Annotated in this window: 22 protein-coding genes; 12 read left to right on the forward strand and 10 right to left on the reverse strand. The window is 54.1% G+C overall.

Annotation, left to right across the window (positions count from 1 at the left end):
• Nucleotides 1–6: 6 nt before the first annotated feature.
• The 3 genes from HDF12_RS05530 to HDF12_RS05540 form a co-directional block, all read right to left on the reverse strand.
• Nucleotides 7–807 carry an SDR family oxidoreductase gene (locus HDF12_RS05530; RefSeq protein ID WP_179581587.1) on the reverse strand — a complete coding sequence of 267 codons (801 nt, stop codon included), beginning with the start codon at nt 805–807 and terminating at the stop codon, nt 7–9.
• A 25-nt stretch (nt 808–832) separates the two neighbouring features.
• Nucleotides 833–1,237, reverse strand: coding sequence for a GlcG/HbpS family heme-binding protein (locus HDF12_RS05535; RefSeq protein WP_179581588.1), 405 nt, complete (start codon nt 1,235–1,237; stop codon nt 833–835).
• A 264-nt stretch (nt 1,238–1,501) separates the two neighbouring features.
• Nucleotides 1,502–2,329 (reverse strand): AraC family transcriptional regulator, encoded by an 828-nt coding sequence (locus tag HDF12_RS05540; RefSeq protein ID WP_179581589.1) that lies wholly within the window; start codon nt 2,327–2,329, stop codon nt 1,502–1,504.
• Nucleotides 2,330–2,411: 82 nt separating this feature from the next.
• Here HDF12_RS05540 and HDF12_RS05545 point away from each other — a divergent pair, with 82 nt between their 5' ends.
• Entirely contained in the window at nt 2,412–2,831 is a 420-nt protein-coding gene (locus HDF12_RS05545) for a VOC family protein (protein WP_179581590.1), read from the forward strand.
• A gap of 292 nt (nt 2,832–3,123) precedes the next feature.
• Nucleotides 3,124–3,294 (forward strand): hypothetical protein, encoded by a 171-nt coding sequence (locus HDF12_RS21965; RefSeq protein WP_218892306.1) that lies wholly within the window; start codon nt 3,124–3,126, stop codon nt 3,292–3,294.
• Nucleotides 3,295–4,652: 1,358 nt separating this feature from the next.
• Here HDF12_RS21965 and HDF12_RS05550 read toward each other — a convergent pair.
• A complete protein-coding gene (locus HDF12_RS05550) occupies nt 4,653–6,041 on the reverse strand; it encodes a di-heme oxidoredictase family protein (protein WP_179581591.1) in 1,389 nt (462 codons plus the stop codon).
• A gap of 237 nt (nt 6,042–6,278) precedes the next feature.
• Here HDF12_RS05550 and HDF12_RS05555 point away from each other — a divergent pair, with 237 nt between their 5' ends.
• The 5 genes from HDF12_RS05555 (at nt 6,279) to HDF12_RS22215 (ending at nt 8,283) form a co-directional block, all read left to right on the forward strand.
• Nucleotides 6,279–6,515, forward strand: a complete 237-nt coding sequence (locus HDF12_RS05555; RefSeq protein WP_179581592.1) for a ferritin family protein — start codon at nt 6,279–6,281, stop codon at nt 6,513–6,515.
• Nucleotides 6,516–6,545: 30 nt separating this feature from the next.
• Nucleotides 6,546–6,758 (forward strand): hypothetical protein, encoded by a 213-nt coding sequence (locus tag HDF12_RS05560; RefSeq protein ID WP_179581593.1) that lies wholly within the window; start codon nt 6,546–6,548, stop codon nt 6,756–6,758.
• A gap of 436 nt (nt 6,759–7,194) precedes the next feature.
• Nucleotides 7,195–7,533, forward strand: a complete 339-nt coding sequence (locus HDF12_RS05565) for a DUF362 domain-containing protein (RefSeq protein ID WP_179581594.1) — start codon at nt 7,195–7,197, stop codon at nt 7,531–7,533.
• Nucleotides 7,534–7,563: 30 nt separating this feature from the next.
• A complete protein-coding gene (locus tag HDF12_RS05570; RefSeq protein ID WP_179581595.1) occupies nt 7,564–7,821 on the forward strand; it encodes a hypothetical protein in 258 nt (85 codons plus the stop codon).
• 237 nt (nt 7,822–8,058) lie between these two features.
• On the forward strand, nt 8,059–8,283 hold the full coding sequence (locus HDF12_RS22215) for a hypothetical protein (protein WP_257025367.1): 225 nt from the start codon (nt 8,059–8,061) through the stop codon (nt 8,281–8,283).
• Between the two features lie 116 nt (nt 8,284–8,399).
• Here the strand turns inward: HDF12_RS22215 and HDF12_RS05580 are convergent, their stop codons facing one another.
• Both HDF12_RS05580 and HDF12_RS05585 read right to left on the reverse strand, forming a co-directional pair.
• Entirely contained in the window at nt 8,400–8,675 is a 276-nt protein-coding gene (locus HDF12_RS05580) for a hypothetical protein (RefSeq protein WP_179581596.1), read from the reverse strand.
• Nucleotides 8,676–9,168: 493 nt separating this feature from the next.
• The gene (locus HDF12_RS05585; protein ID WP_179581597.1) at nt 9,169–9,558 is read right to left on the reverse strand and encodes a DUF5367 family protein; all 390 of its coding nucleotides are present in this window, start codon (nt 9,556–9,558) and stop codon (nt 9,169–9,171) included.
• A gap of 80 nt (nt 9,559–9,638) precedes the next feature.
• On the opposite strand from HDF12_RS05585, the gene HDF12_RS05590 reads away from it, so the two are divergent.
• The 4 genes from HDF12_RS05590 to HDF12_RS05605 all read left to right on the forward strand — a co-directional run bounded on the left by HDF12_RS05590 (nt 9,639) and on the right by HDF12_RS05605 (nt 13,059).
• On the forward strand, nt 9,639–10,220 hold the full coding sequence (locus tag HDF12_RS05590) for a TetR/AcrR family transcriptional regulator (protein ID WP_179581598.1): 582 nt from the start codon (nt 9,639–9,641) through the stop codon (nt 10,218–10,220).
• 342 nt (nt 10,221–10,562) lie between these two features.
• Nucleotides 10,563–11,258: a response regulator transcription factor gene (locus tag HDF12_RS05595; RefSeq protein WP_179581599.1), complete on the forward strand. Its 696-nt coding sequence runs from the start codon at nt 10,563–10,565 to the stop codon at nt 11,256–11,258.
• Complete coding sequence (locus HDF12_RS05600; RefSeq protein ID WP_179581600.1) at nt 11,236–12,579, forward strand: ATP-binding protein; 1,344 nt, start codon at nt 11,236–11,238, stop codon at nt 12,577–12,579. Before HDF12_RS05595 ends, HDF12_RS05600 begins: the two co-directional genes overlap by 23 nt.
• Nucleotides 12,580–12,711: 132 nt before the next feature.
• Nucleotides 12,712–13,059, forward strand: coding sequence for a hypothetical protein (locus HDF12_RS05605; protein WP_179581601.1), 348 nt, complete (start codon nt 12,712–12,714; stop codon nt 13,057–13,059).
• A 158-nt stretch (nt 13,060–13,217) separates the two neighbouring features.
• On the opposite strand, the gene HDF12_RS23040 is transcribed toward HDF12_RS05605, so the two are convergent.
• Nucleotides 13,218–13,658 (reverse strand): outer membrane beta-barrel protein, encoded by a 441-nt coding sequence (locus HDF12_RS23040; protein ID WP_479729374.1) that lies wholly within the window; start codon nt 13,656–13,658, stop codon nt 13,218–13,220.
• A 192-nt stretch (nt 13,659–13,850) separates the two neighbouring features.
• Between HDF12_RS23040 and HDF12_RS05610 the strand changes: the two genes are divergently transcribed.
• Nucleotides 13,851–16,388, forward strand: coding sequence for a beta-glucosidase (locus HDF12_RS05610; RefSeq protein ID WP_179581602.1), 2,538 nt, complete (start codon nt 13,851–13,853; stop codon nt 16,386–16,388).
• A 215-nt stretch (nt 16,389–16,603) separates the two neighbouring features.
• Here HDF12_RS05610 and HDF12_RS05615 read toward each other — a convergent pair whose 3' ends face one another.
• From HDF12_RS05615 to HDF12_RS05625, 3 genes are all read right to left on the reverse strand, one after another.
• The gene (locus HDF12_RS05615; RefSeq protein WP_257025369.1) at nt 16,604–17,035 is read right to left on the reverse strand and encodes a TetR/AcrR family transcriptional regulator; all 432 of its coding nucleotides are present in this window, start codon (nt 17,033–17,035) and stop codon (nt 16,604–16,606) included.
• An 830-nt stretch (nt 17,036–17,865) separates the two neighbouring features.
• The gene (locus HDF12_RS05620; protein WP_179581603.1) at nt 17,866–18,579 is read right to left on the reverse strand and encodes a hypothetical protein; all 714 of its coding nucleotides are present in this window, start codon (nt 18,577–18,579) and stop codon (nt 17,866–17,868) included.
• 543 nt (nt 18,580–19,122) lie between these two features.
• Nucleotides 19,123–20,943, reverse strand: a complete 1,821-nt coding sequence (locus HDF12_RS05625; protein WP_179581604.1) for a caspase family protein — start codon at nt 20,941–20,943, stop codon at nt 19,123–19,125.
• Nucleotides 20,944–20,945 lie beyond the last annotated feature (2 nt).

Below are 20,945 nucleotides of genomic sequence, written 5' to 3' on the forward strand. Positions count from 1 at the left end.
TGCCTGTTAGATAGTGCGATCGAAAAGTTGCTGCTGGTAGCTCTTGACCCAGTCTTCCGACGAAGGAGGAAAAATGTTGAGAAACTTCCCCTCGCGAGAAGGGATCACTTCAACCATCTTTGCGATCATGTCTTTTGGATCGAGTCTCCCTTCTGGTTTCCCTAGCAGCCCGTCGACGATTTTCTTGAAGGCTTCGCGCTTGATAAAGTTGACGTCATCGCTCATCCAACGTAGACCCGCTTCAACCACAGTTTCGTTGAAACCGGTAAGGTACGGTCCGGGATTGATCGTTTGGACCTGAATTCCGAAGGGTTTCAGCTCCTCGTACATCGCTTCAGCGATAGATTGCACGGCATGCTTGCTCGCGGCATATGCGGGAATTGGTGGGACCGTGAGAAGTCCGACGGCTGAGGAGACGAATACCACCTTTCCATGAATGCCCGCGGCTACCCAACTCCTCACCACGCGCTGTGTAAAATCCAAAGCCGCGAAGACGTTTGTTTCAAAGTTCTTGCGCACTAGCTCGACGGGAATCTCAGACATCGGTCCTCCTTCGCCGATGCCGGCGTTATTCACCAAAATGTCAAACTTCAATTTCAGCACGTGTGCGACATCATAAGTGTCGAGCAGGTCGAGCTTCTCGACCCTTAGTGTTTTGAGGCCGAGTGAGCCAGCTTTTTCACGCAGAGCTGTAACTTGTGGCCAGGTCTGAACAGCTGCTATTACGTTGTGCCCTTTTTGCGCTAGTCCGAGAGCGGTCCCTTCGCCAAATCCTGAACCTGCTCCCGTGATCAATATTTCCTTCATGTGAGTTACCTCTCCTCTCTTTTAGCTAGCCTTTCAAGGCTGATTGACCGCTTTGAGCGACTGCATAATCTTGAGCCACCTGCCCCCCGGACACGCCGATGCTACCGATCATTTGTCCATCGACGTCCTTAAGGGGGATTCCACCGGCAAATGTTACGAGGTGGCCATTGGTGAGCTCAATTCCATGCGCATCTGCCCCTGCTTTGCTGTAGTTATCAAGGACCTGCGTCTCCATTTCGAACAGAGCGGATGTCTTCGCTTTCTTAATGGCCACATCGATCACTCCAAGCCATGCTCCATCCATACGATGAAATGTTTTCAAGTGGCCTCCCGAATCAAGGATTGCGATGCAAACTGAAACTCCTAGTTCGCGAGCCTTCAGTATGGAAGCCTTCAAGACGCGCTCCGCTTGCTCCGTCGTAATTTGCATGCCCTTTGCTCCTTTGGGGTCAACTAGACGACTCGGCGACCATAATATCAAGGGCGGTACCCCTGGAAGCTTCAAATGTCCATGGAACCAGAATGCAGCGTCAGGATTGCCAGAGCAGTTTGAACTGTTTCCAATGTCGCTGCTTGATGCTTACCGGCTGGTGGCATTGGTAACGCGTGGATTGTCGGTCAACAAGAAGTGGTCCGATTCCTTCCGGTTTGCCCGTGATCCAGGCCAATCTTTTTTTAGACACAGAAGTTATCATCACAGCTTGCCAGAGCGTTGGGGCGCTGAGGGCGGCTTGTGTGTGGTTGGTGGATCATTGGCTAGGGTTTCCAATGCTAACATCCACGCCTTTGGAGTTGTTCCAAATGTCCGGCGGAACATTTCGACAAAGGCGCTCGGCTGACAATAACCGACCTTGTGGGCTACTTCCTTGATCGAATATCCCGAAACCAATAGCTCCACGGCTTTGGTCAATCGGACCTGTCGTCGCCACGATTCAAAGTCGATGCCGATCTCCTTACGAAACACCCTCTGGATCGTTCTGACACTGACACCTGCCTCGGCACATAGATCCGCCATCGCCATCGACTCAGCCGGTTTCCGCAAGACTGCCTGAGCCACAGCAAATGCTCTCGCGTCTCGTGGCAGCGTCACAAAGGTGGGCATCGGGGAGGCCTTCTGAATCTGAGAAATAAGCAGGTCGCGAAGAGCGCACTCGTAGCGATTCCGCACACGAAGCTGACTGACGCGTACGGTTTCCACGATAAGTTCTCGTAGCAGCGGAGTCACGTGCAGCACGGCGCACCGCGGATCCAATCTCGCGGTCAGGCCTATTCGCAGATAAAGCGTGCGCATCGAAACAGGTCCAGGCATGTGAATCCGATGGTGGGTTCTGGCTGGAATCCACAACGCAAAATGCGGCGGGATCAACCATATGCTCTGATCGGAAGATATTTCCATGAGGCCACTGATTGCGTAGATCAGTTGATCCGACCCATGTGCGTGTTCTAACACCTCAAACCTGGAAGGGTATTCATAGGCGAGCGTCGCAACAGAAATGCCGCGCTTCGGGTCGTATTCCGTCAAAAGCGTGCTCTGTCGCAATAGAGATATATTATGACGTAAGGGCACTCTTGCGACAACCGATGAAGAAGCTCATCATGGTCGCATGTCACAACCGTTCGGACTCGGCAAGTACAATGTCATCGGATTCGTCTCCATCGTAGACGTATCCCGCGCAAGAGCTTTCTATCGGGACACGCTTGGCCTGCGGCTGGTGATAGAAGAACCGCCGTTCGCGTTGGTCTTTGACGCCAACGGCATCATGCTTCGACTTGGGATGGCTAACGAGATTGCGCCAGCGCATGGCACGGTCTTGGGTTGGCAAGTCCCGGAGATCAGCGCAACCGTCAAAAACTTGGGGCAAGCTGGAGTCCAATTCGAGCGCTATGGGGGTATGGATCAGGATGAGTTGGGTGTCTGGACTTCACCTACCGGCGCTAAGGTCGCCTGGTTCAAAGACCCAGACGGAAATATTCTGAGCATCTCAGAACATCCTGAGTTGAAGATCGGAACACAAGACCTCTGATTCGATTCCTACTGTGCCGGTAAGTTCCGGATCGTCGGCTAACCGGAAGCTACATCGAGCATACAGGGGTCAACTGTTGCGAAATCGCCTTCTTACTCAATGTGCGAAAAGTCCTATTCTCACCAACTGAAACTCAGTTTTCGGGTAGCCGGTCACTCGGCACGAATCACCTACAGTGAGAAACCCAAGCGACAAACACAGCGAATTTTTCGTTTTGGGACCAAGGGAAACCAAGCGGGTGGCCTAGATCGGCGAGACGACGGGCAACCTCATCAGGTTGCAGGCGAAGAGCATGCACGGCCCGTTCGAGCAGGTCGCTCTCTTTCGCAGTGAACGTCTCGACGCCGCACCGCTTGCTTACGTGGAGCAGTGCTTCGCGGAAAAGTTCCCCGTCAGCAGCGTGAATCAGCGCATGAGACGCCAGGATTTGAGCGAGACCCGGAAGCGGCCTTCCGGAAGCTAGAAGAAGACTGCAGCGCTTGAGTTCATAGCCTTGCTTCTGAAGGTTTACCTGTACAGACTGGATGGCTCGATATGCGAGACGTCTTGCTTCGGCGCGCACGCCCGAGATGAAGCCGCGGGCCTCGGCTGGCGGTCTTTTTCCAGCAGTGTGATAGGCTGACGAAATTCATAAGTGAAGGTTTTGACGAGGTCAGGGCGCTCACGAAGAAGTACCTGCGGAAAGCCGTCTTCAAGCGATATCGCGACAAGAGCGGTCCATCCGAAATGGGCGCGAAAACCAAGGACGGCGTGCTTCGTAAAACTCCCGCTAGACCAATCCAAGTACGCGGCGAAATAACACTAATGACTCACAACAGCAAAGGACAGACCACTTGATGGAAAATCGCCAATTAGCGATTTGAGACCGCGCATCCTGGAAACGTGGTTACCTGGCGGATCGAGCCACAGCGCCTCCATCACGATCTCCAGCAACTCAAGCCAATACCTCAACTCACTAACAACCAGTAAAAGTGGCGAAGTTGATATTGAGACCCTACCTATGGGATCTATCTCCTACGCGCAGAGAGCCAGGGCTTCACGGCAACCACCGATACAATCGAAGTAAGATCCGCAGTCCCCGCCGAGCACACCATCAAGCTCACCATTGCCCCGGTCAACACATCGGTACAGGTCAACGCCTCCGCACCGCTGATCGATCCCTATCGTCCCTCATCCGTCATGCAGATCGGCTCGCAGCAGATACAGGACCGCGAAACCTCCCTGCCCGGCAGGGTCCATCCAGGACCTGGTCGACACCCAACCCGGCTGGCTCTACGAGGGCAACGCCGTCCTTCATCCGCGCGGCTCCGAGTACCAGACCCAGTTCGTCATCGACGGCATCCCCCTCACAAATTTCTAGACGTAGGAAGCCGGATGATTTGCTAGAAAGTGGCCCGGAGTTGAGGATCAAGGATTACTATGACGAGCCGTACAGCGATTAGGGGCAAATAATCATGCGTGAATGCTGGTTTTGCGGACTTCTCGTAAAGGGTCTGTACACTTGCATCAGCTTGATTTGCCCAATAAAACCGAGGTTTCTTCGTTGGCCTCAACAAAGCAAACCAATACAAGAGGTTGGAAGACGCTGCCAGGTAGCAGAACACAAAGTGCGTCTGCGTTCGGGGAATTTATTGACGCAGAGCGTTGAGCCCCTCAGTGATTAGCGCCGGGTAGTCGGCAACTCTTCCATAACGTCCCGGCGACTCTGCGATTTGGTTCGATTCCGATGCGATCATTGACCGCCGACCGAATCCGCTGCTTGCAGCCAAGGGACGAGCTTTGAGTGCACGGCTGGCAACGGGGTTGAGAGTGCTGTTCTTGCTAGAGCGAGCGCAGGAAATCGATGATCTCCTGCTGCTCCTGAGTGCTTAGTTTATTGAAGCGTTCGATGACCTTGTTTGCTTCGCTGCCGCGGCTTTGGTGCGCTCTGATGGCGTCTACCAAGTTGGTGGTCCGTCCATCATTCAAGAAGAAGACACGTTGGCCGACGCCCCACAGGGGGGCTGTTCGGAACTCGTCAGGGCCGGCACCGCCTTGCGTGATGCCATCGGCGAGACCTTCGCCCATGTGGTGGACGAGGAGGTCGGAGAAAAGATTCGCGGTCTGATTGGAGAGCGCGGCGCTCGGGACTTTAGAGGAGCCGCTCGCGATCATTGTGCCGGTGGTGAACGAGGGGGTGTGGCATTGGGCACATCCTATCTGCCCAAACGTGTTGCGTCCCTTTTCGCTGGACGGTGTGGCGGGAGCCGGTGTGGGCGGGGCCAGCATACGCATGAAGTTGGCAAACGCTTCGATGTCTGAGAGGACTGCGGTGTTTGAATTGCCGGTGGTCGGGGATCCGGTGGTAGGCGGAGCAGTCGTAAAGTTGAGCGTGTCCTCGGGAGTGGCGATGAAGCGACAGCCGGGCGTCTCGTCGCGCTCTTGCGGGAAGAGCTGGTTCGAGATTCCCATCTCGACGTTGTATGCCTCGCCCGCGAACATGAGGAGGGATTTGTTCTGCGCCTTCCAGCCGAAACGTGTGATGGTGCCATCGTTTGCACTGAGGTTCACATTTCCGCTCAGGTGTGCATTCGCATGGCCGGAGATACCCAGGGACGACTTCGTGGTTGCATCGGACGCCAGATTGGCAAGAATGGCTGAGTCGGGGATCGATTCTATGAGCCCTGCGCCAAAGAGGGGAGTCGGGATTCGGAAGATTATATTCCGATTGCCATGCTGGCCAGTGAGCGGATCTCCCGCGGGCAGGAAGTCGGGTTGCGCGATGGTGCAACCGGGGGCGTCGGTTCGCCCGGTGATCACGAAGTCATCGTGCACCTCGCCGTCGCTGGCTCCGCTGGGGCTCCGTTTGAATCGCGCTTCGCGGACAGGACCGTTTTGCGTGATGAACCAGGGCACGGTGTTCTTCGCGCCATTCAAGGTGGCAACTGCCAGCAGGGGATTTTGCGAAGGGCTCGATCCGCCTGCAGTCGGCTGCGCGTGGCAGGAGAGACACTGGTTTGAGTTGAAGCGGGGCCCGAGGCCGTTGTTCGCGCCTTTGCTCACGGCCTCGACTTGAGCGAACCTCGTCATTCCATCCTGGAAGAACGCAGCTTCATCCGCAGTTAGGCCCTTGAGCGGATCGCCGGCACCGGCCACGCCACCGCGCACGCCGGGGTCTACCGGGCCTGCTTTGGTTTGAGCCGATGTATACGCGCATGTGGCCAAGGCCACAGCAACGATTCGGCCGAAACTCTTGAGTGCAATGCTCCGGAGTATTATCAGCACGTTATCTATCCCTCGCTGACTCAGGAATGCCGGTAATTGTACATCGATCAACATCTCTAAAATTCCAGTTTGCAAAAATGTCTTTTGTGACTAGTCTGTTACGGACGTGAGGGGCACCCATGGCGGGATCTTCTTGATTGGGGAAGAAATCAACAATCGAATAGGTAGTCAAAATATTGATATTTGCTCAGGCCCGAGGGAGAGGCGAAGACCGATTCGGACAATGAGAGACTACTCGCAGCGCTGGAGGCCAACTGGCAGGCGGAGATGGAAGGCCATTACACCTACTCGGCGCTGGCCAAAGGAGAGACTAAATCCACAGCGGCGGAACGCTTTACGTGTCTGGCCGCTGCAGAAAAGCATCATGCTGGCCTTTGGGCTGAACGCATTCTGGAACTCGGTGGACAAGTGCCCAAGTAAACGGGGAGTGAATCTGGACAGGCCGAATCCTTGGCGACACGGATAGGCGGAGCGGACCTCGCCCTGCGCCAGGCGCTCGGCGATGAACCAAGCGTCGCGATTCTCAAGGAAGTGATCGCTGATGAACGAGAGCACTATCAAACCTTGGGAAATCTCATTTCCTTCCTGGACCTCAATCGCGACGGACGCCGCAGGCAGATCAGTAGCATGGGCCACGGCGACCACGATCACGATCACGACTAGCGCTGGGCCCTGCATCTGCTAGTTGTGATAAGTCCAGTCAAGGATGTTCGCGTTCATGGTTGAAGCACCAGTTCATGCTGTAAAACCAACGTAGGCTGTTGTACTACTAACAACGCTGGCTATATTCACAGCATACGTCGCAATAAAGCTTGCAGATGTTGTAGCGTCAGTTAGCAGTGTAAGATTTGCACCGTCGTAACTGACATGCGAATGTATAACGTCCCCGCTGATCAAGACAATATTGGAAGGTGTCAGATCGATAGCGGGTATCGTTGGCGATGCCCCATCTGGATAGAACCCGGTTAAGTTAGTTCCCTCGCCGGAGTTGTTATGGATATCAAACCTAATTGCCAGGCTATTTCCGATTCCAGCGGTCCCTCCTCCGTAGCCCAGACCGCTTCCCGTTGGTCCAATAGCCGAGAGCCCTTTGTTTTGGATGGTGAACGCTTCGGGGCTTGATACCACAGTCATCGATGCTGCCTACTTGGTCGATGCGGCCTTATTGAAAGGACATGTTAGCTCTGGTGTGACGCTCTGCGCGAAGAATCTGTTCGGGGCTACGAGCATCAACCCCGACTGGCACAAGAATGCGCACGATGGTTTTCGCCATAACGTTGACGGCTCGGCAAGTTACGCTGCATTTGTAGATTATTTGGGTCATAAGGATCTCGGCGAGAAAACCATTCTGTTTCTCGTCGACGGGCTCTATGGCAGCGACAATGCGGATGGTCCGCCTCGTCGCAAGTGGAAGATGGTGCCGTTCAACGATGCCTGACCGAGCAGCATCTTCACGTCACTTGACGGCGTGGCCATCGATTCGGTGGGCTTCGACTTCCTAACTTCGGAATGGCCCGATCTCGTGGATATCGCGAACGCAGACAATTACTTGCGCGAAGTAGCTCTCGCAAACGATCCACCTTCCAAGACGCTCTATGATCCGGAGCGCGATGGCATCCGATGCCGCAGCCTCGGGGTATTTGAGCATTGGAACAATGGAACAGACAAGAAGTACTCGGGCAATCTCGGAAAAACGCACGGGATCGAACTTTTTAAGGTCATTTGATCGGTATTGACGGGAGTTGAAGAATGAACCGGAGAGTCCTTTTCTCATGTTTTCTCGCCGCGTCGATGCTAGCGGCGACTGCGTTTTCTCAGTCATTTTTGAGCCAGTATAAGGGCGTGCCCTATCACGACAGCCGTTATCAAGCCGGCCCACAGAAGATACCGGGTCGGGTGTTGTGCGCCTATTACGACCTGGGAGGCGAAGGAGTGGCGTATCACGATACCGACCCGAAGAATCATGGCCAGTGGAGAGTTGAATCCGGCCGATGGTACCTACCTCAATGAATTTCGTATCCATGAGGGGGTCGATACTTCCTACTCGAAGTTCAATCGCAAGCCGGATCCGATTGACGATAACCCCTACGACAAGATTGTTCCTCCTCAAGACTTGCCCTATGTTGGCTGGACCGAACCCGGAGAATGGTTAAACAGAAGGGTCGTCACTAAAAGCTCGAGGGTGTGAACCAACCCACTGCGCGGATCCATTAGGAACCCACGGATAAGGTTTAGGTGACTATCCCAGGCGATAGGCGTTTGCTGCTCACACGGAATAGTGAGACAGAGAGCTGCGAGGATGGGCTACTCCGGCGAATCGGTGTGAAGAATGCCGAGCTTCTGTGCCTCATTCTGGCTAATTTCCAGGGACGACGCATGGCCGTTCTGCACTTCGTCCAAAGCCTTTCTCGACCGATCAATTTTTACGCCGGCAGCCTCGAGAGCGGTTACCATTGCTCCTTCGCTGGCGAAACTACGTGTCAGTCCGCTAAAGCCCTCCAGGTCGGCTTGAACGGGGCATGAGGCGATCCATGGACCGTCTGGAGATTCGTGACGAAAATGGAGAGAGAATGTATGCATAAATCCTCCTGATTGCTGGTCATTATGATGCGTGGAAACGGATAGGAGAATACTTAACGGAACGAACTGAATGAACTATCCGGAGTGTCCTGCTTCCTGTCCAGACTGCATTTGTGGGGACGGCTGGCTAAGTACCGCGGCCAACGGTGCGCCGTTCGGCGATCCGAGTCCAGTACATGCATCCCCTCCTTGCCCGGCTTTAAAGGCACGATTGTTGCCATTGGTGATGTCGCATTGCTTGGGTAACAGCGATGGAGTACAGCCTGGGATTCAGGAACCCACGGGCTGTCCGAGCTTCTGATTCATCAAGGCAATGAGGCCTGCCCACAGTGGCGCGGCCGCACTGGTCCCGCCGAAGATGCCGGACTCCCGTCCACCTGAATCTGATAGCCCGACTGAGGATCAGCGTCCCCTTGACACTGACTTACATAGATGCCGGTCATTCAGGAACTAGTGATTCTGCTGGGCAGGCTTTTGACCTTTGCTAAGGCCGCTATGGGTTCGCCCTTAATGTGACCACTTCTGCTATTCCAAGCACAAGCGCATATGCAGCGAATAGAAAAGCCCCGTAGCGGCCTCCCGATGAGGCCTGAATCCTTGGCATGAATGTCGATAGGTGAGAGAGAACGACGGCCTCTCCAATCATCCCTGGAATCGCGAGGAGGAGCATACCGGAAGTCCAAGCAGACGGCGGCACGTGACGCAGTTTGAGAATAGCGATGCAGATGATCGCACTTACTAACGGCGAAATGAAGAAGCTGATCCAGTAACGTAGGCTTGTTGTCTCAAGGACGAAGGGACCGCGGTAGGCGTAGTAGGCCGAACCGAGAATCCAAATAATGAGGCCGAGGATAATTAGGACGACACTGTCTTGTGTTTTCATCAGGAGTCCCTCAGAGATAGGATGGATGTACCACCTGGTACACGCCGTTAATGTACCACATGGTACATTCTGGAGATCAAGTGGCGAAAAAGGAAACAACGGACCATAGCGACCTCATCGAGAGCTGCCTCGGCGCCTTCATCCGTTCTGGAACACTCGACCTGAGCCTGGATCAGCTGGCGAGCGCCGTTGGAATCAGTAAGCGCATGCTGGTGCACTACTTCGGAGGGCGAGAGGCCATTGAAGAACGAGCGATGACGCTTTTGGAGAACCGACTGCGTGCCCAGTTCGCTCCAGAAAGTTTTCCGGCCGGAATCGCCGCACAGACAGTCCTCAATGCACTTTGGGACAGGACGACGAATCCTGAGTCCAAGGGAGTCCTGTTGCTAGTCATGGACCTCTCACGACGAGCATGGAACGGTTCTCCACGGGCTAAATCCTTCTACCGAGAGCAACAGCGCCTATGGGTTGAGCTGCTATTGAGGTATCTGCCGAATAAGGACGCGGTGGAGGAGGTACTCCAGTCCTTTCAGGGAGCAGTTCTCGCATACCTCATCACCGGCAACCCCGAACCGGGAAGACGCATGCTAAACCGACTATGCACGAGACTTGAGACGCGCCGGAAGTCCGCTAAAGAGACAAAGCAGCATCGGATAGGTTGAGCCGATTTTCGGTCTACCGGCAATCAAGAAGTAGCGTAATTACTTCCGAATTGCCCGTCATCCGCTCAAAACACTACCGCGACCTCGGAGAAACCTACCGTTTCAAGTGCATCCGCTGCCTTCACCTTCACATCCGGCTCCACGTCCGTCCCTTCCCAGTCGACCTTTTCGAATCTGCGGATCTACTCGCAGGTGGACAAGAAGACAATCCCCAGGGCTGAAGGTCGCCTTTGGTGCGTGTTTACGAGGGCGAGGTCCAGGTCGTGGTAGACAGGCCGCGAATTGGGTTGCTACCTTAAGGTAGGTTGCCGCGCATTTGAAACGTGCGAGGCTTAATAGCCGATGGAGACTGCGGAAAAAGACGCGCGGCTATCGCTGTTGGTCGTTGATGACGACAGAGAGTTATGCGGGATGATGAAGGAGTTTTTTGCCGGAGCCGGACATCGCCTGGACTGCGAATATGATGGCCGCCGAGGGCTCGCCTCTGCGGCCAGCGGAACATATGATCTGGTGATTCTCGATGTCATGCTCCCCGTCATTGATGGCTTCAGTGTGCTGCAACAGTTGCGACGCAGAAAAGACGTCCCTGTAATCCTTTTGACGGCGCGTGTCCAGCACCACGACAGGATTCTTGGGCTGAATGCGGGTGCTGACGACTATCTTCCGAAGCCTTTCGATCCAGATGAGCTCCAGGCACGGATCCGCGCGGTATTGCGCCGCACTGATGCTACGAAAGGCAGCAAAGATGTAACCATCGGTGACATCCGAATCAATGCAACTAAGCGCGAAGTGTGGATCGCGGGATCGCCCGCAGAACTGACTGAAATGGAGTTCGACCTACTGGAGATACTGATGCGCTCTGCAGGACGTGTCGTCTCGCGAGATGAATTAACTCTGGCTCTGTTCGAACGCAAAGCAGCACCGTATGATCGCATTCTCGACGTCCACATAAGCCATTTGCGCAAGAAGCTGGAGGGCGGTCGAAGTCTGATTCGCACGATTCGGGGAGTCGGCTATGTCTTTGCGCGAGCGGCTTAGGTTGTCGCCAACAAGGTCTCTTTATTTCGCCGTCTTTCTCGCGATGGTGGGCACGCTGTCGCTGTCGTTCTTCGTATTTCGACAGATCTCAGTTCGTCTGGAGAGGAAGCATTTCGATCCTGTTTATGACCGCTTAGACGAACTCCAACTGGAGACCGCAAGCAGAATATTGAACAACGACGGCCAGAAGGCGCTGGCAAACTATCTGACAGGCCTGGATCGTATTTCTGGGGCACATCATTATTTACTCGACGCAAATGGTATCGATCTCATAGGCGGCGGCAGTAAGGCAGAGCTGTTACCGCCTTATCCAGCGTCCAAATGGCGCATCCGGACCGGTGGCCATTCGGTCGCAGCGCAACGATCCGAGGACGGCCGGTATTGGTTTGCAGCAGTAGGCCAGCCTAGCCGTCCGCAGATTTGGACGTTTCTACCGTACTATTTTCTGGTGCTCGGTGCCACGGGCGTTCTGTGTTGGCTGGCCTCGGTTGCAGTGGTGTCGCCGATCCGCAGGATAGCTGCCTCTATTGCGCTCTTCGGACAAGGCAATCTATCTGTTCGCGTGCCTAGCAAACGGCAGGATGAGATTGGACAGCTAGGTGCTTCGTTCAATCAAATGGGCGAACGCCTGCAGCGAATGATCATAAGTGAGCGAAGACTGCTCGCGGACATATCCCATGAACTCAGATCGCCGTTAGCGCGGTTAAAGTTCGCCGCTAAGTTGGGCAGAAAATCCACGGACACCGACGCGGCGTTTGATCGCATAGACCGCGATGTGGACCGAATCGCCTCGCTTGTGGCTGGCATCGTGGAGATCACTCTCGTCGAAGGCGACCCTGAGGCCCAGGGCTTAGAGATTGTGAGCCTCGGAGAGGTTCTCGATGAAGTCATTCGCGATAGCACTTTGGAGGCTGAGGTTCGGGGTTGTCGTATCGCATTGAATGGTTCGCCCGCCGGCGAAATTCTTGGCAATCGTGAGTTGCTGCGGCGTGCGATCGAGAATGTCATGCGCAACGGGATTCGTTACTCGCCGGAACAATCAACAATTGATGTGTTCCTCGTTGGAGATCCAAACGCTGCGGAGATCGCAATTCGTGACTACGGATCGGGTGTTCCTGAAGACACACTTACAAGGATATTCGATCCATTCTTCCGGGCTGAAGAGGCACGTGACGCACAGGGCGGAGGATCAGGGCTCGGCTTATCGATCGCAAAACGGGCCGTGCAGGTGCATCATGGCACGATCACTGCAGAGAATGCATTGCCTGGTCTGCGCGTTCGAATTAGGATTCCGTTTTTCAAAGCGACCATGCAGGATTGACGATACGTGTCACTGCCGATCTCTTCAGTTCGGGCTTAAGAATTCTTAAGGTTCAGTGGCGACTGAACATGGTGTACTTCTCTCAATGCCAGACCCGAAAGGGAAATCTGTAAGGCGTTGGAGGACACACCTATGAAGCGATCTCTTGGTTTCGCAATGATGCTCACACTCCTTTCTGCCCCCGCTTTTGCGGGCAGGAACTCCCAAACAGTGAACATTCCCGAGCCGATGAAAGCTGGAAACACCCAGCTTGCCGCGGGTGATTACAACGTGACATGGACAGGTACCGGACCCAACACTCAAGTCACGTTTACGCAAAACCACAAGGTCCTCGCGACGGTACCGGCCCAACTTGTCGTGGAGAGCAATAAGAACGAGGCATTGGATACCAAAGTCCAGGGAACAGTCGAAACTCTCGAATCAATTCACATGAGAAACATGACTTTGGTATTTGAAGGTCCGTCCTCATCCGAAAAATAGGACGACAGACCCCCTTCGGAACCTATTCAACTTCATGCCCATGAATGGACAGTAAAGATAACGTTGTAACCGCCATTCACCCTTCTTCGAAGGGCTTTTTTTGCGGCGTGAAAGGTCTGTATCGGCGATAAGCGACGGCTTTTTCATCGCAAGGAAGGTTACTCCACGCGAGTAAGATACGCTTCGCGATAAAGATGAGTACTGGGAGCCGCGATCCACTTTCTTGTAGGTGAACGTTGGAGAACCCGTCGCTCGGTTACGCTGAGGCGGATTGCTAGTTGCAAGACGCGAGGGCCGGTTGCTGTGCTGGTGATGCTGCTAAACGCTGCGGCGCCGAAGCTGCCGTTGGGCTGTGAGAAGACGGGGGCGTTGGTGATGTTAAAGAGCTCGGCGCGTAGGACTTGGCGCGTGCAAAATCGATCACGAATTTCGCAGACGGATGACAAGTCTCTATCTGCTTTGTCCGCGCAATCCACGAATGGAGTAGTTCCCGGTTGGTCGGCAACTCGGACGTTGACCGACCGGTACAGAGATGCGCGTTCACCTGTACTCGGACTGGCGAATCGACGCGAGTTTTTCCGATACGCGGTCTCGTGCATACCCGCTGCCGAGTGTTTCCGCAGCACCCGAGCAAACAGTCTCTGTCCCCACGTACCTCAAGTCTGGGATAATTCCATCACGTTCGAGGATGTCGAACAACGAACCCTGAGTGAGGCCAATTTTTGATGAGAGCCGGGAACCGCACTGTCCTGATCCTTTTTTGTCTTGTCTGCCCGTTGTGGATTCCAGGAGTGGCTGCATTTTCGCAAGCTCCCGCTCCAGATAGTCATGCCATGGAAGCGCGGGTGAACGACCTGCTCGAACGGATGACGACGGATGAGAAGATTGACCTCATCAGCGGCGATACCCCTTTTCGCACTCACGCCATCGCTCGATTGAACATCCCCTACTTCCAAATGGCCGATGGACCTGTAGGGGCACACATACCAGCGCCTACCATCGCGTATGCTGCGGGCATCGGATTAGCTGCAACATGGGATCCAGAGTTGGCTGAACGTCTCGGCCGCGAATTGGGTCGGGACGCTCGATCTCGCGGTGCAGTGTTTCTGCTCGGGCCTGGCGTAAACATCTATCGTGCTCCGATGAACGGTCGGAACTTCGAATATTTCGGAGAAGACCCGTTCCTCGCCGGAAGGATGGCAGTTGGTTATATTCGCGGCGTTCAGAGTGAGGGAGTGGCAGCCACGGTAAAGCACTATCTCGGAAACAACTCCGAGTATCTTCGCTATGACAGCGATTCGGTCATCGATGAACGTACCCTGCGCGAGATCTACATGCCGGCGTTCGAGGCGGCGGTGAAAGAAGCGCACGTGGGCGCAGTGATGGACGGATACAACATCACAAATGGCGATCACATGACGCAAAACCGTCCGCTCGATCTGGAGGTTCTCAAGCAACAATGGCAGTTTCCGGGGGTTCTGATGTCGGACTGGACTTCAGTTCATGACACCGTCGCCGCGGCGAATGCCGGACTCGACCTCGAGATGCCCTTTGAGGTGTATTTCTCTCGCGAAAAGATCAAACAGCATCTGGCAAATGGAACGATCTCTGAGACCACGCTCGATGACAAAGTCCGGCGAATTCTGCGCGTAGCAGCGACCTTTGGGTGGCTAGATCATCCAGCAAAAGACCTGGGCATTCCTCGTTACAATCTGCAGGGCAGAGCGGTCTCGCTGCAAGCTGCGTTGGAAGGGACAGTTCTATTGCAGAACACGGCAAATCTTCTCCCGCTCGACCGGACTAAGGTGCAAACGATTGCGGTCATCGGTCCCACTGCGGCGCAAACCCTCACGACTGGGGGCGGCAGCGGCGAAGTAGTGAGCTTCGCGAATACGAATCTTATTACCGGAATCAGCAATATATTTGGTGGCGAGAAAAAGACCTTATACGCTCGGGGGATGTACACGCTGGACCAGTTCGCGCGCCTGACTCATTTCACGACGACAAGCGATGGAGAGCAAGCAGGTCTTACCGTTGAGCACTATTCTCAGCTCAATTTGCAAGGCCCGGTACGTTCGACCACAATTGAGCCCGTCGCTATTGTCCCAGGGAGCGCACATCGCAGGCCTGAGGAGCAGGAGATCAACGCCTTTTACTCACACAAGGGCTCTGATTTCGTCGTTCCTTCTGAGTCGGATCGTTGGACTGGCTATTACACACCTGAGCAGGCCGGGCTACATGCCGTTTTTGTGCATACGGATGGTCGCTTCCGTCTTTATATTGATGATCGACTGACCTTCGATAATGTCACCATCCCAAAGTACATCCTCAATCAGACCACGGTAGATCTCACTAAGGTCTCCCACAAGGTAGTGCTAGAGGTATATGCTCAGCGCCGAGCTTCGTCCATTGGGGTGAGCATGGGTATCGTCAGTCTGGCCACAATTGTGGACCCGGACGCAATCAAGATGGCTCAGATGGCTGACGTGGTTGTGCTCGCCGTTGGATTCGACAATACCTCGGAGTCTGAGGGTGGAGATCGCAGCTTTGAACTTCCCCTCGGTCAGCAGGAGTTGATTGAGCAGGTGGCAGCAGTCAACAAGAACACGATTGTGGCGATCACCGCAGGTGGGAGCGTTGATGTGCTGCCTTGGAAGGACAAGGTTCGTTCCATCCTCGCGACGTGGTACTCCGGGGAGGAGGGCGGAGATGCCTTCGCAAGACTGTTGTTCGGTGATGTCAATCCTTCGGGTCACCTGCCGATCAGCTGGGAACGTCGCATCGCCGATAACCCCAGCTTCGCTCACTACTATCCCGACCCAGGCACGAACAGGATCGTATACCGGGAAGGAATCTTCGTTGGGTATCGCGGCTATGAGCACAGTGGGACGGCACCGTTGTTTCCGTTTGGCTATGGGCTCTCGTATACAACCTTCGCCATGTCTAATCTTAAAACAACATCGAATGCGGATGGTCATGTTCTGGCGAGTTTCGATGTAGAGAATACTGGCAGGGTGGCCGGCGCGACTGTAGCGCAACTCTACGTCTCGCAGAAGAACCCATCCGTACCAAGACCTGCTGAAGAGTTGAAGGGCTTCTCTCGGGTAGAACTAGGCCCAGGTGAGCGGAAGCACGTGACGGTTGAACTCGACCCTCGCAGCTTTGCATACTTCGATACGAAGGCCGGTGACTGGCAGGCCGATGCAGGATCTTACACTTTATCTCTCGGCAACTCCGTGAATGAAATCCTTGCCAAAACCCTTGTGCAACTTAGTCGAACGCTTCATATAGGAGTCGCGGAGCAGATCGCCAGCCCAGCACCGAACTGAGACGAAAATAGCCTCAGTCCTGTGAGTCGGCTCGTCAGTTTACTTCCGTATAGCCCGTAACCCGGAAGATTGGAGATCATCCGATACATCTGGAATGCTCGACGAGCGCCTCGTCGATTTAGCGCTCATTGCATCAGTTAGAAAGCCCTTGATTGAGTTCGAGCAGTGCACGGTGACTCGGCACACGTGGTCGCGTTCTCAATTCGGATTCGCGATCAGCTGAGCTTCTGTCGGACACTCATAAGAATCTCGTCAGAGAACTGCGGGTCCTGTACGGCGCGAGCCAGCACGACGCCACCGATCATCGCGGCGGTTTGAAAGATGGCTTCTTTCCAGTTCCCACCCATCGCCGAGAGATATTCCTCAAGCCCCTGCTCGAACACTCCTTTGAGTTCAGGCGTCGAGCGAGCCACCTCCTGCCCCAGTGCTGCCATGGTGCAGCCGTCGCCTGGATTATCTCGGTGCCATGGGCTCAGATACTGGTCAGCGTACGATCTTTTGCCCTTCTTGGTGTCGCAGCGCTGCACGCGGCCTAGCGAAACGGCCTGTCCGTAGGCAACTGCAGCCTCTTGGAGTTCTTGCTTCGAAGCGAAGTGTGCATAGAACGCGTCTACCTCGATGACATTCGCTGCATGTGATGCTCGCAAAGCACAGCGAACAAGTAACAGCTATAGATGACTACCAAAGGAGAACGACATGGGCAAGCTTGAAGGAAAATTGCACTCATAACCGGTGGTAATAGCGGCATCGGTCTTGCGACGGCGAAGCAGTTTGTGAACGAAGGCGCCGCTGGAGGTGTCAGCGTAATCGACCCACCAGTCAGCCCGGCGAGATACGACTCGATCCCCGTCACTAAGCTCATGACCCGCGCTACCTTTAGGTTGATCTGAGTGATCAACCGGCAACTCGCGGTTTGAAATATCCACGTCATCGCTGTGAATTATCCCGAGCGCGTCGCTCCTTGGCTTAGCGGCGCCTCCCAGGTTTCCGACAATCTGTCCCTGACTGACGATGTCCTCCTCGTCCGTGGTGATCTTTGCGAGGTCATCCGGTGGCAGTCCAATTCTCTGTCTCAGGAAGGCTAATATGCGCTTGCATCGCAATATCGTCCAGAATTGACCGGGCCTTGGCTACATCGGCGTTGCTGAGCGTTGCCAGCTTCGCGTAGTCGGTTTTGTTCGATTACCTGTTCGAGGGTGTCTTTGGATTTGGGGGATTCGAGGTAGGGGGAGACGACGGTAGCAGCTGAAGGTGATGAAGTGAAGTTGTCCTGTTTTCTGGCGTCGTTCTAAGCCTAAGGGCATGTTGGATTTTATCGGCTTGGGAGGGAAGGCGGTTCGTGCTTTCGCACGAATGCCCACTCATCCACCCCAACGAGCAAAAGCCGCTCGCTGGGGACCCCGGCATGCGGCGAGACTGCATGAATGGGGCACCCAAGGGTGTCGGTTGGTTTTATGTATGGGCCACCCGCCATGGCTTACTTGATTGGTGTCACCGCGTCGATTGCAGTGAATAATTGGACTGAAACAAGGGTACGCAGCTTTTGGAACTGCCCGAAGGTCGCTCCCAACTCCCTGTCTGGATGCACCTTCTTAAAACGCTCACTCGACTGCGGGTCGTCTTTGAAGACGTCGTCCCAACGTGGGTACACATCTATCGCCACTCCCTGGAATTTCAAATCGGCGCCCCCAGGCAGAACCTGTACGTTGAGCGACCAGCCTAATCTTTTACCATCTTTCACCATTGCCTCGGCGACCGGTCGCCAGACCTCCTTCTCAAAAGCAATCCAATCATCAACGTTCCCTGCTTTCATGTAATTCACTACCAGATAGTTTCCTATCGTAGGAGAAGCTCCTACTGAGGCGCGATTCTGGAAGAGGCTGTTCGAGACAAGTGTGGCAAGGGAATCGCGGCGATCCATGAATTGCTGTCCGGTCATTGTGAGCCGCGCTTTTTTTAGCGCCTCGTCCAGTGCCTCAGGACTGAGGGGCTCGGGCGGTGTGGTGGGATACATTGAAATTACCAGGTAGTCGCACTCTGCAGATGTGCCCTGAGGCTGAACCGATCTCGCCAGGAGCCATCCTGACAGGACCCCTGTGTCGACCATTGATTGCGCGGACTTATGCAAATCTGAAGCCGCCCACGCGCGGAATTCGCTGGCTTTCTCCGGCTTTACCTTGATGCAAGCCATTGAGTGGTAGCCGACCTCACCCTCTTGCTCGAACTGGGCTAATGTTGGAACAGCGCACGCAACCGTAACCACTACACACAATATGGTTCTGTGAATGATCGTTGGGCCTCTCCTTCGGACCGGCTTCAGTCTGCGGCTTGTCATCGATAGAAAATACACTCTTGTTCTCCTGGCCGTTCTGTCGAAAGCGCCTGACTGGCACTAAGACCTATGCGCGCTTTTCGCTCATATTCTCATGGAGAGTAGTGTTTGGCTACTCGCATTTGAGAAAATCTTGAGCAATGAAGAAGCTGCGGATCAGGCATTCGCTAAGGGCGGCATCGATCTAACTGCGATGAAACAGTTGATAGCAGCAATGCTGGCAAAACAGTGCGCGCGATTTATGAGGAGTCGGGGTCAAGCGGCGATAGCATTTTGTTGGAGCGGTTCGTGCTTTCGCACGAATGCCCACTCATGCGGTGAGACTGCATGAATGGGGCACCCGCACCCGAGGTTTTGGTTGGTTTTGTGTATGGGCCAACCCGCCCGGCTGCTTAAATATGGTCAGCGCAAGTTCCTGAGTTGTTCCGCCAGTCCGCGGAGGTACGATGCGACAGCGAGAAATTTTAGCGGAGGGTTGAGTGCTTCGCTTCGTGTATTCGGAATGGGATAGATTTCCCCTGCCGCTTTATCTGCGGCTTCGAACTTAACGTCGTCATTTAATAATTCAAGGCCGTTCAGTTTAAGCTGGGTGAGCGCTCTGTCACGTAATTGGCGAATTTGAGGTCGATACGAGATATACCGTGACACTTCCTTTCCATTCAGGACTACCGCAGCATCTCGACACTCCTTTGTAAGGTTATTCCCGAAGGAACCGCTTCCGTATAGGCTGCACGTACCCGGACCACCGTGCCCGAGTGTGCTATTTCGTTCCATCGTTTCGGACGTTCGGATGCGACTGATTTCTTGGGAAAGAGTTTCAACCTGCGTTGCCAGTTGTTCAGTGGCTGACTCAGCCGGTCTTGGGGGGAAAGAAGGAGAGGTAAATAAATTTGGCGGAGGTTTCTGAGGCTGGGGATGAGGCAAATAATGAGCCTTAACACTCACCGTGTTCTTGCAGCCAGACAGCCAACTTGATGGAGACGGTGCGCAAAATAAAACTAATGAAAATTTGTCGCCGAGTAGTTTCGTGGAAGAAACGGAATAAATTCCAGACGCCGTAATCGACAATTCGAAACCAGCAGGGATGTCGGACAGGGTCATGGTCTTATCGACGCCGCTGCAGCAGTTGAAAGCTTTTTGGTGATACGAAGTGTTTAAGAGGTCGAGCTGAATCGCCGGGCAAACTTCGGGAGTGGTCACACCGCGTTTTTGTTGGTGACCTGCTGCTATGCTAGGCTGACAAATCTCTACTATCCTTTCCCCGCTTTCACTTGATTTATCCTCCTTGAAAATCTGACTTGTTGGGGGAGCAACCGGCCTCGGGATATCAAAGTGTGCGAGGATCAGCTCATTGGCATCGCCTTTACTGAAGAAATCCGGAACTTGAATTTTGGGATCAGATGAAGATTGAGCTGCCTTTGGGACCGCACTTTTTAAATATTTTTGGAGGCTAGCGATCGTGACATCTCCACTGCTTTCAGCGGCCTTTCCATTCAACCCATCTACTAACGCTGCTGAAAAATATCCCATCTGACGTTTTTGATCGGTCCACGCATACTGCCCTTCTGAGGTAGCGTAAAGTACGACAAACGCTTTGATCCCCTGATTAGCAGCATCAAGGTCAAACGTCTTCTTGTATGCCGAAGTCATAGTACCAACGGCTTCACCCTTACTCATATTCGAAGACGGGTTGCTTCTGCACGCGTCGAGCAGAACAACAGTTTGCGCGGCTCGGGTATGATTCACGAAATCAGTTATGTCCGCCAGTGGCACCGAAGTCTTCTTAAGTACTGTCGAGTCTTCTTGGTTGTCCGAATCCTGCGCGAGGAGCATAACCTCGCCATCACTTTCCATCCCGTGTCCAGAAAACATAATTAGCACTAAATCGTTATCTTGAACCCGACGCTGCATTCTGGATAGCTCAATCTGTATGTCTCGTTGGGTTGGCGGAATGCGGGATTTGGACGTGAGGACTACGATATTCGCGGGATCGAAGTTTGCAGACTTAACGAGGGCGTCGTGCACTTGTTCGACGTCTTTTGTTGGACCTGTTAGTGGCGGAATACCCGTTGTTGGACCGTAGTTTTCAACACCAATCAAAATCGCAAAGCGATGAGGGCTCGGCGTAAGCGGCGCAGAGCCGTCTTGTCGAGCTTGCGCCTGAGCACAAATCAAAATGCTCGAAAGCATAACAAATAACGTAAGCGGCAGTGAGAAACGCATAA

Source organism: Tunturiibacter gelidiferens (assembly GCF_013410115.1).
Lineage (GTDB): Bacteria > Acidobacteriota > Terriglobia > Terriglobales > Acidobacteriaceae > Edaphobacter > Edaphobacter gelidiferens.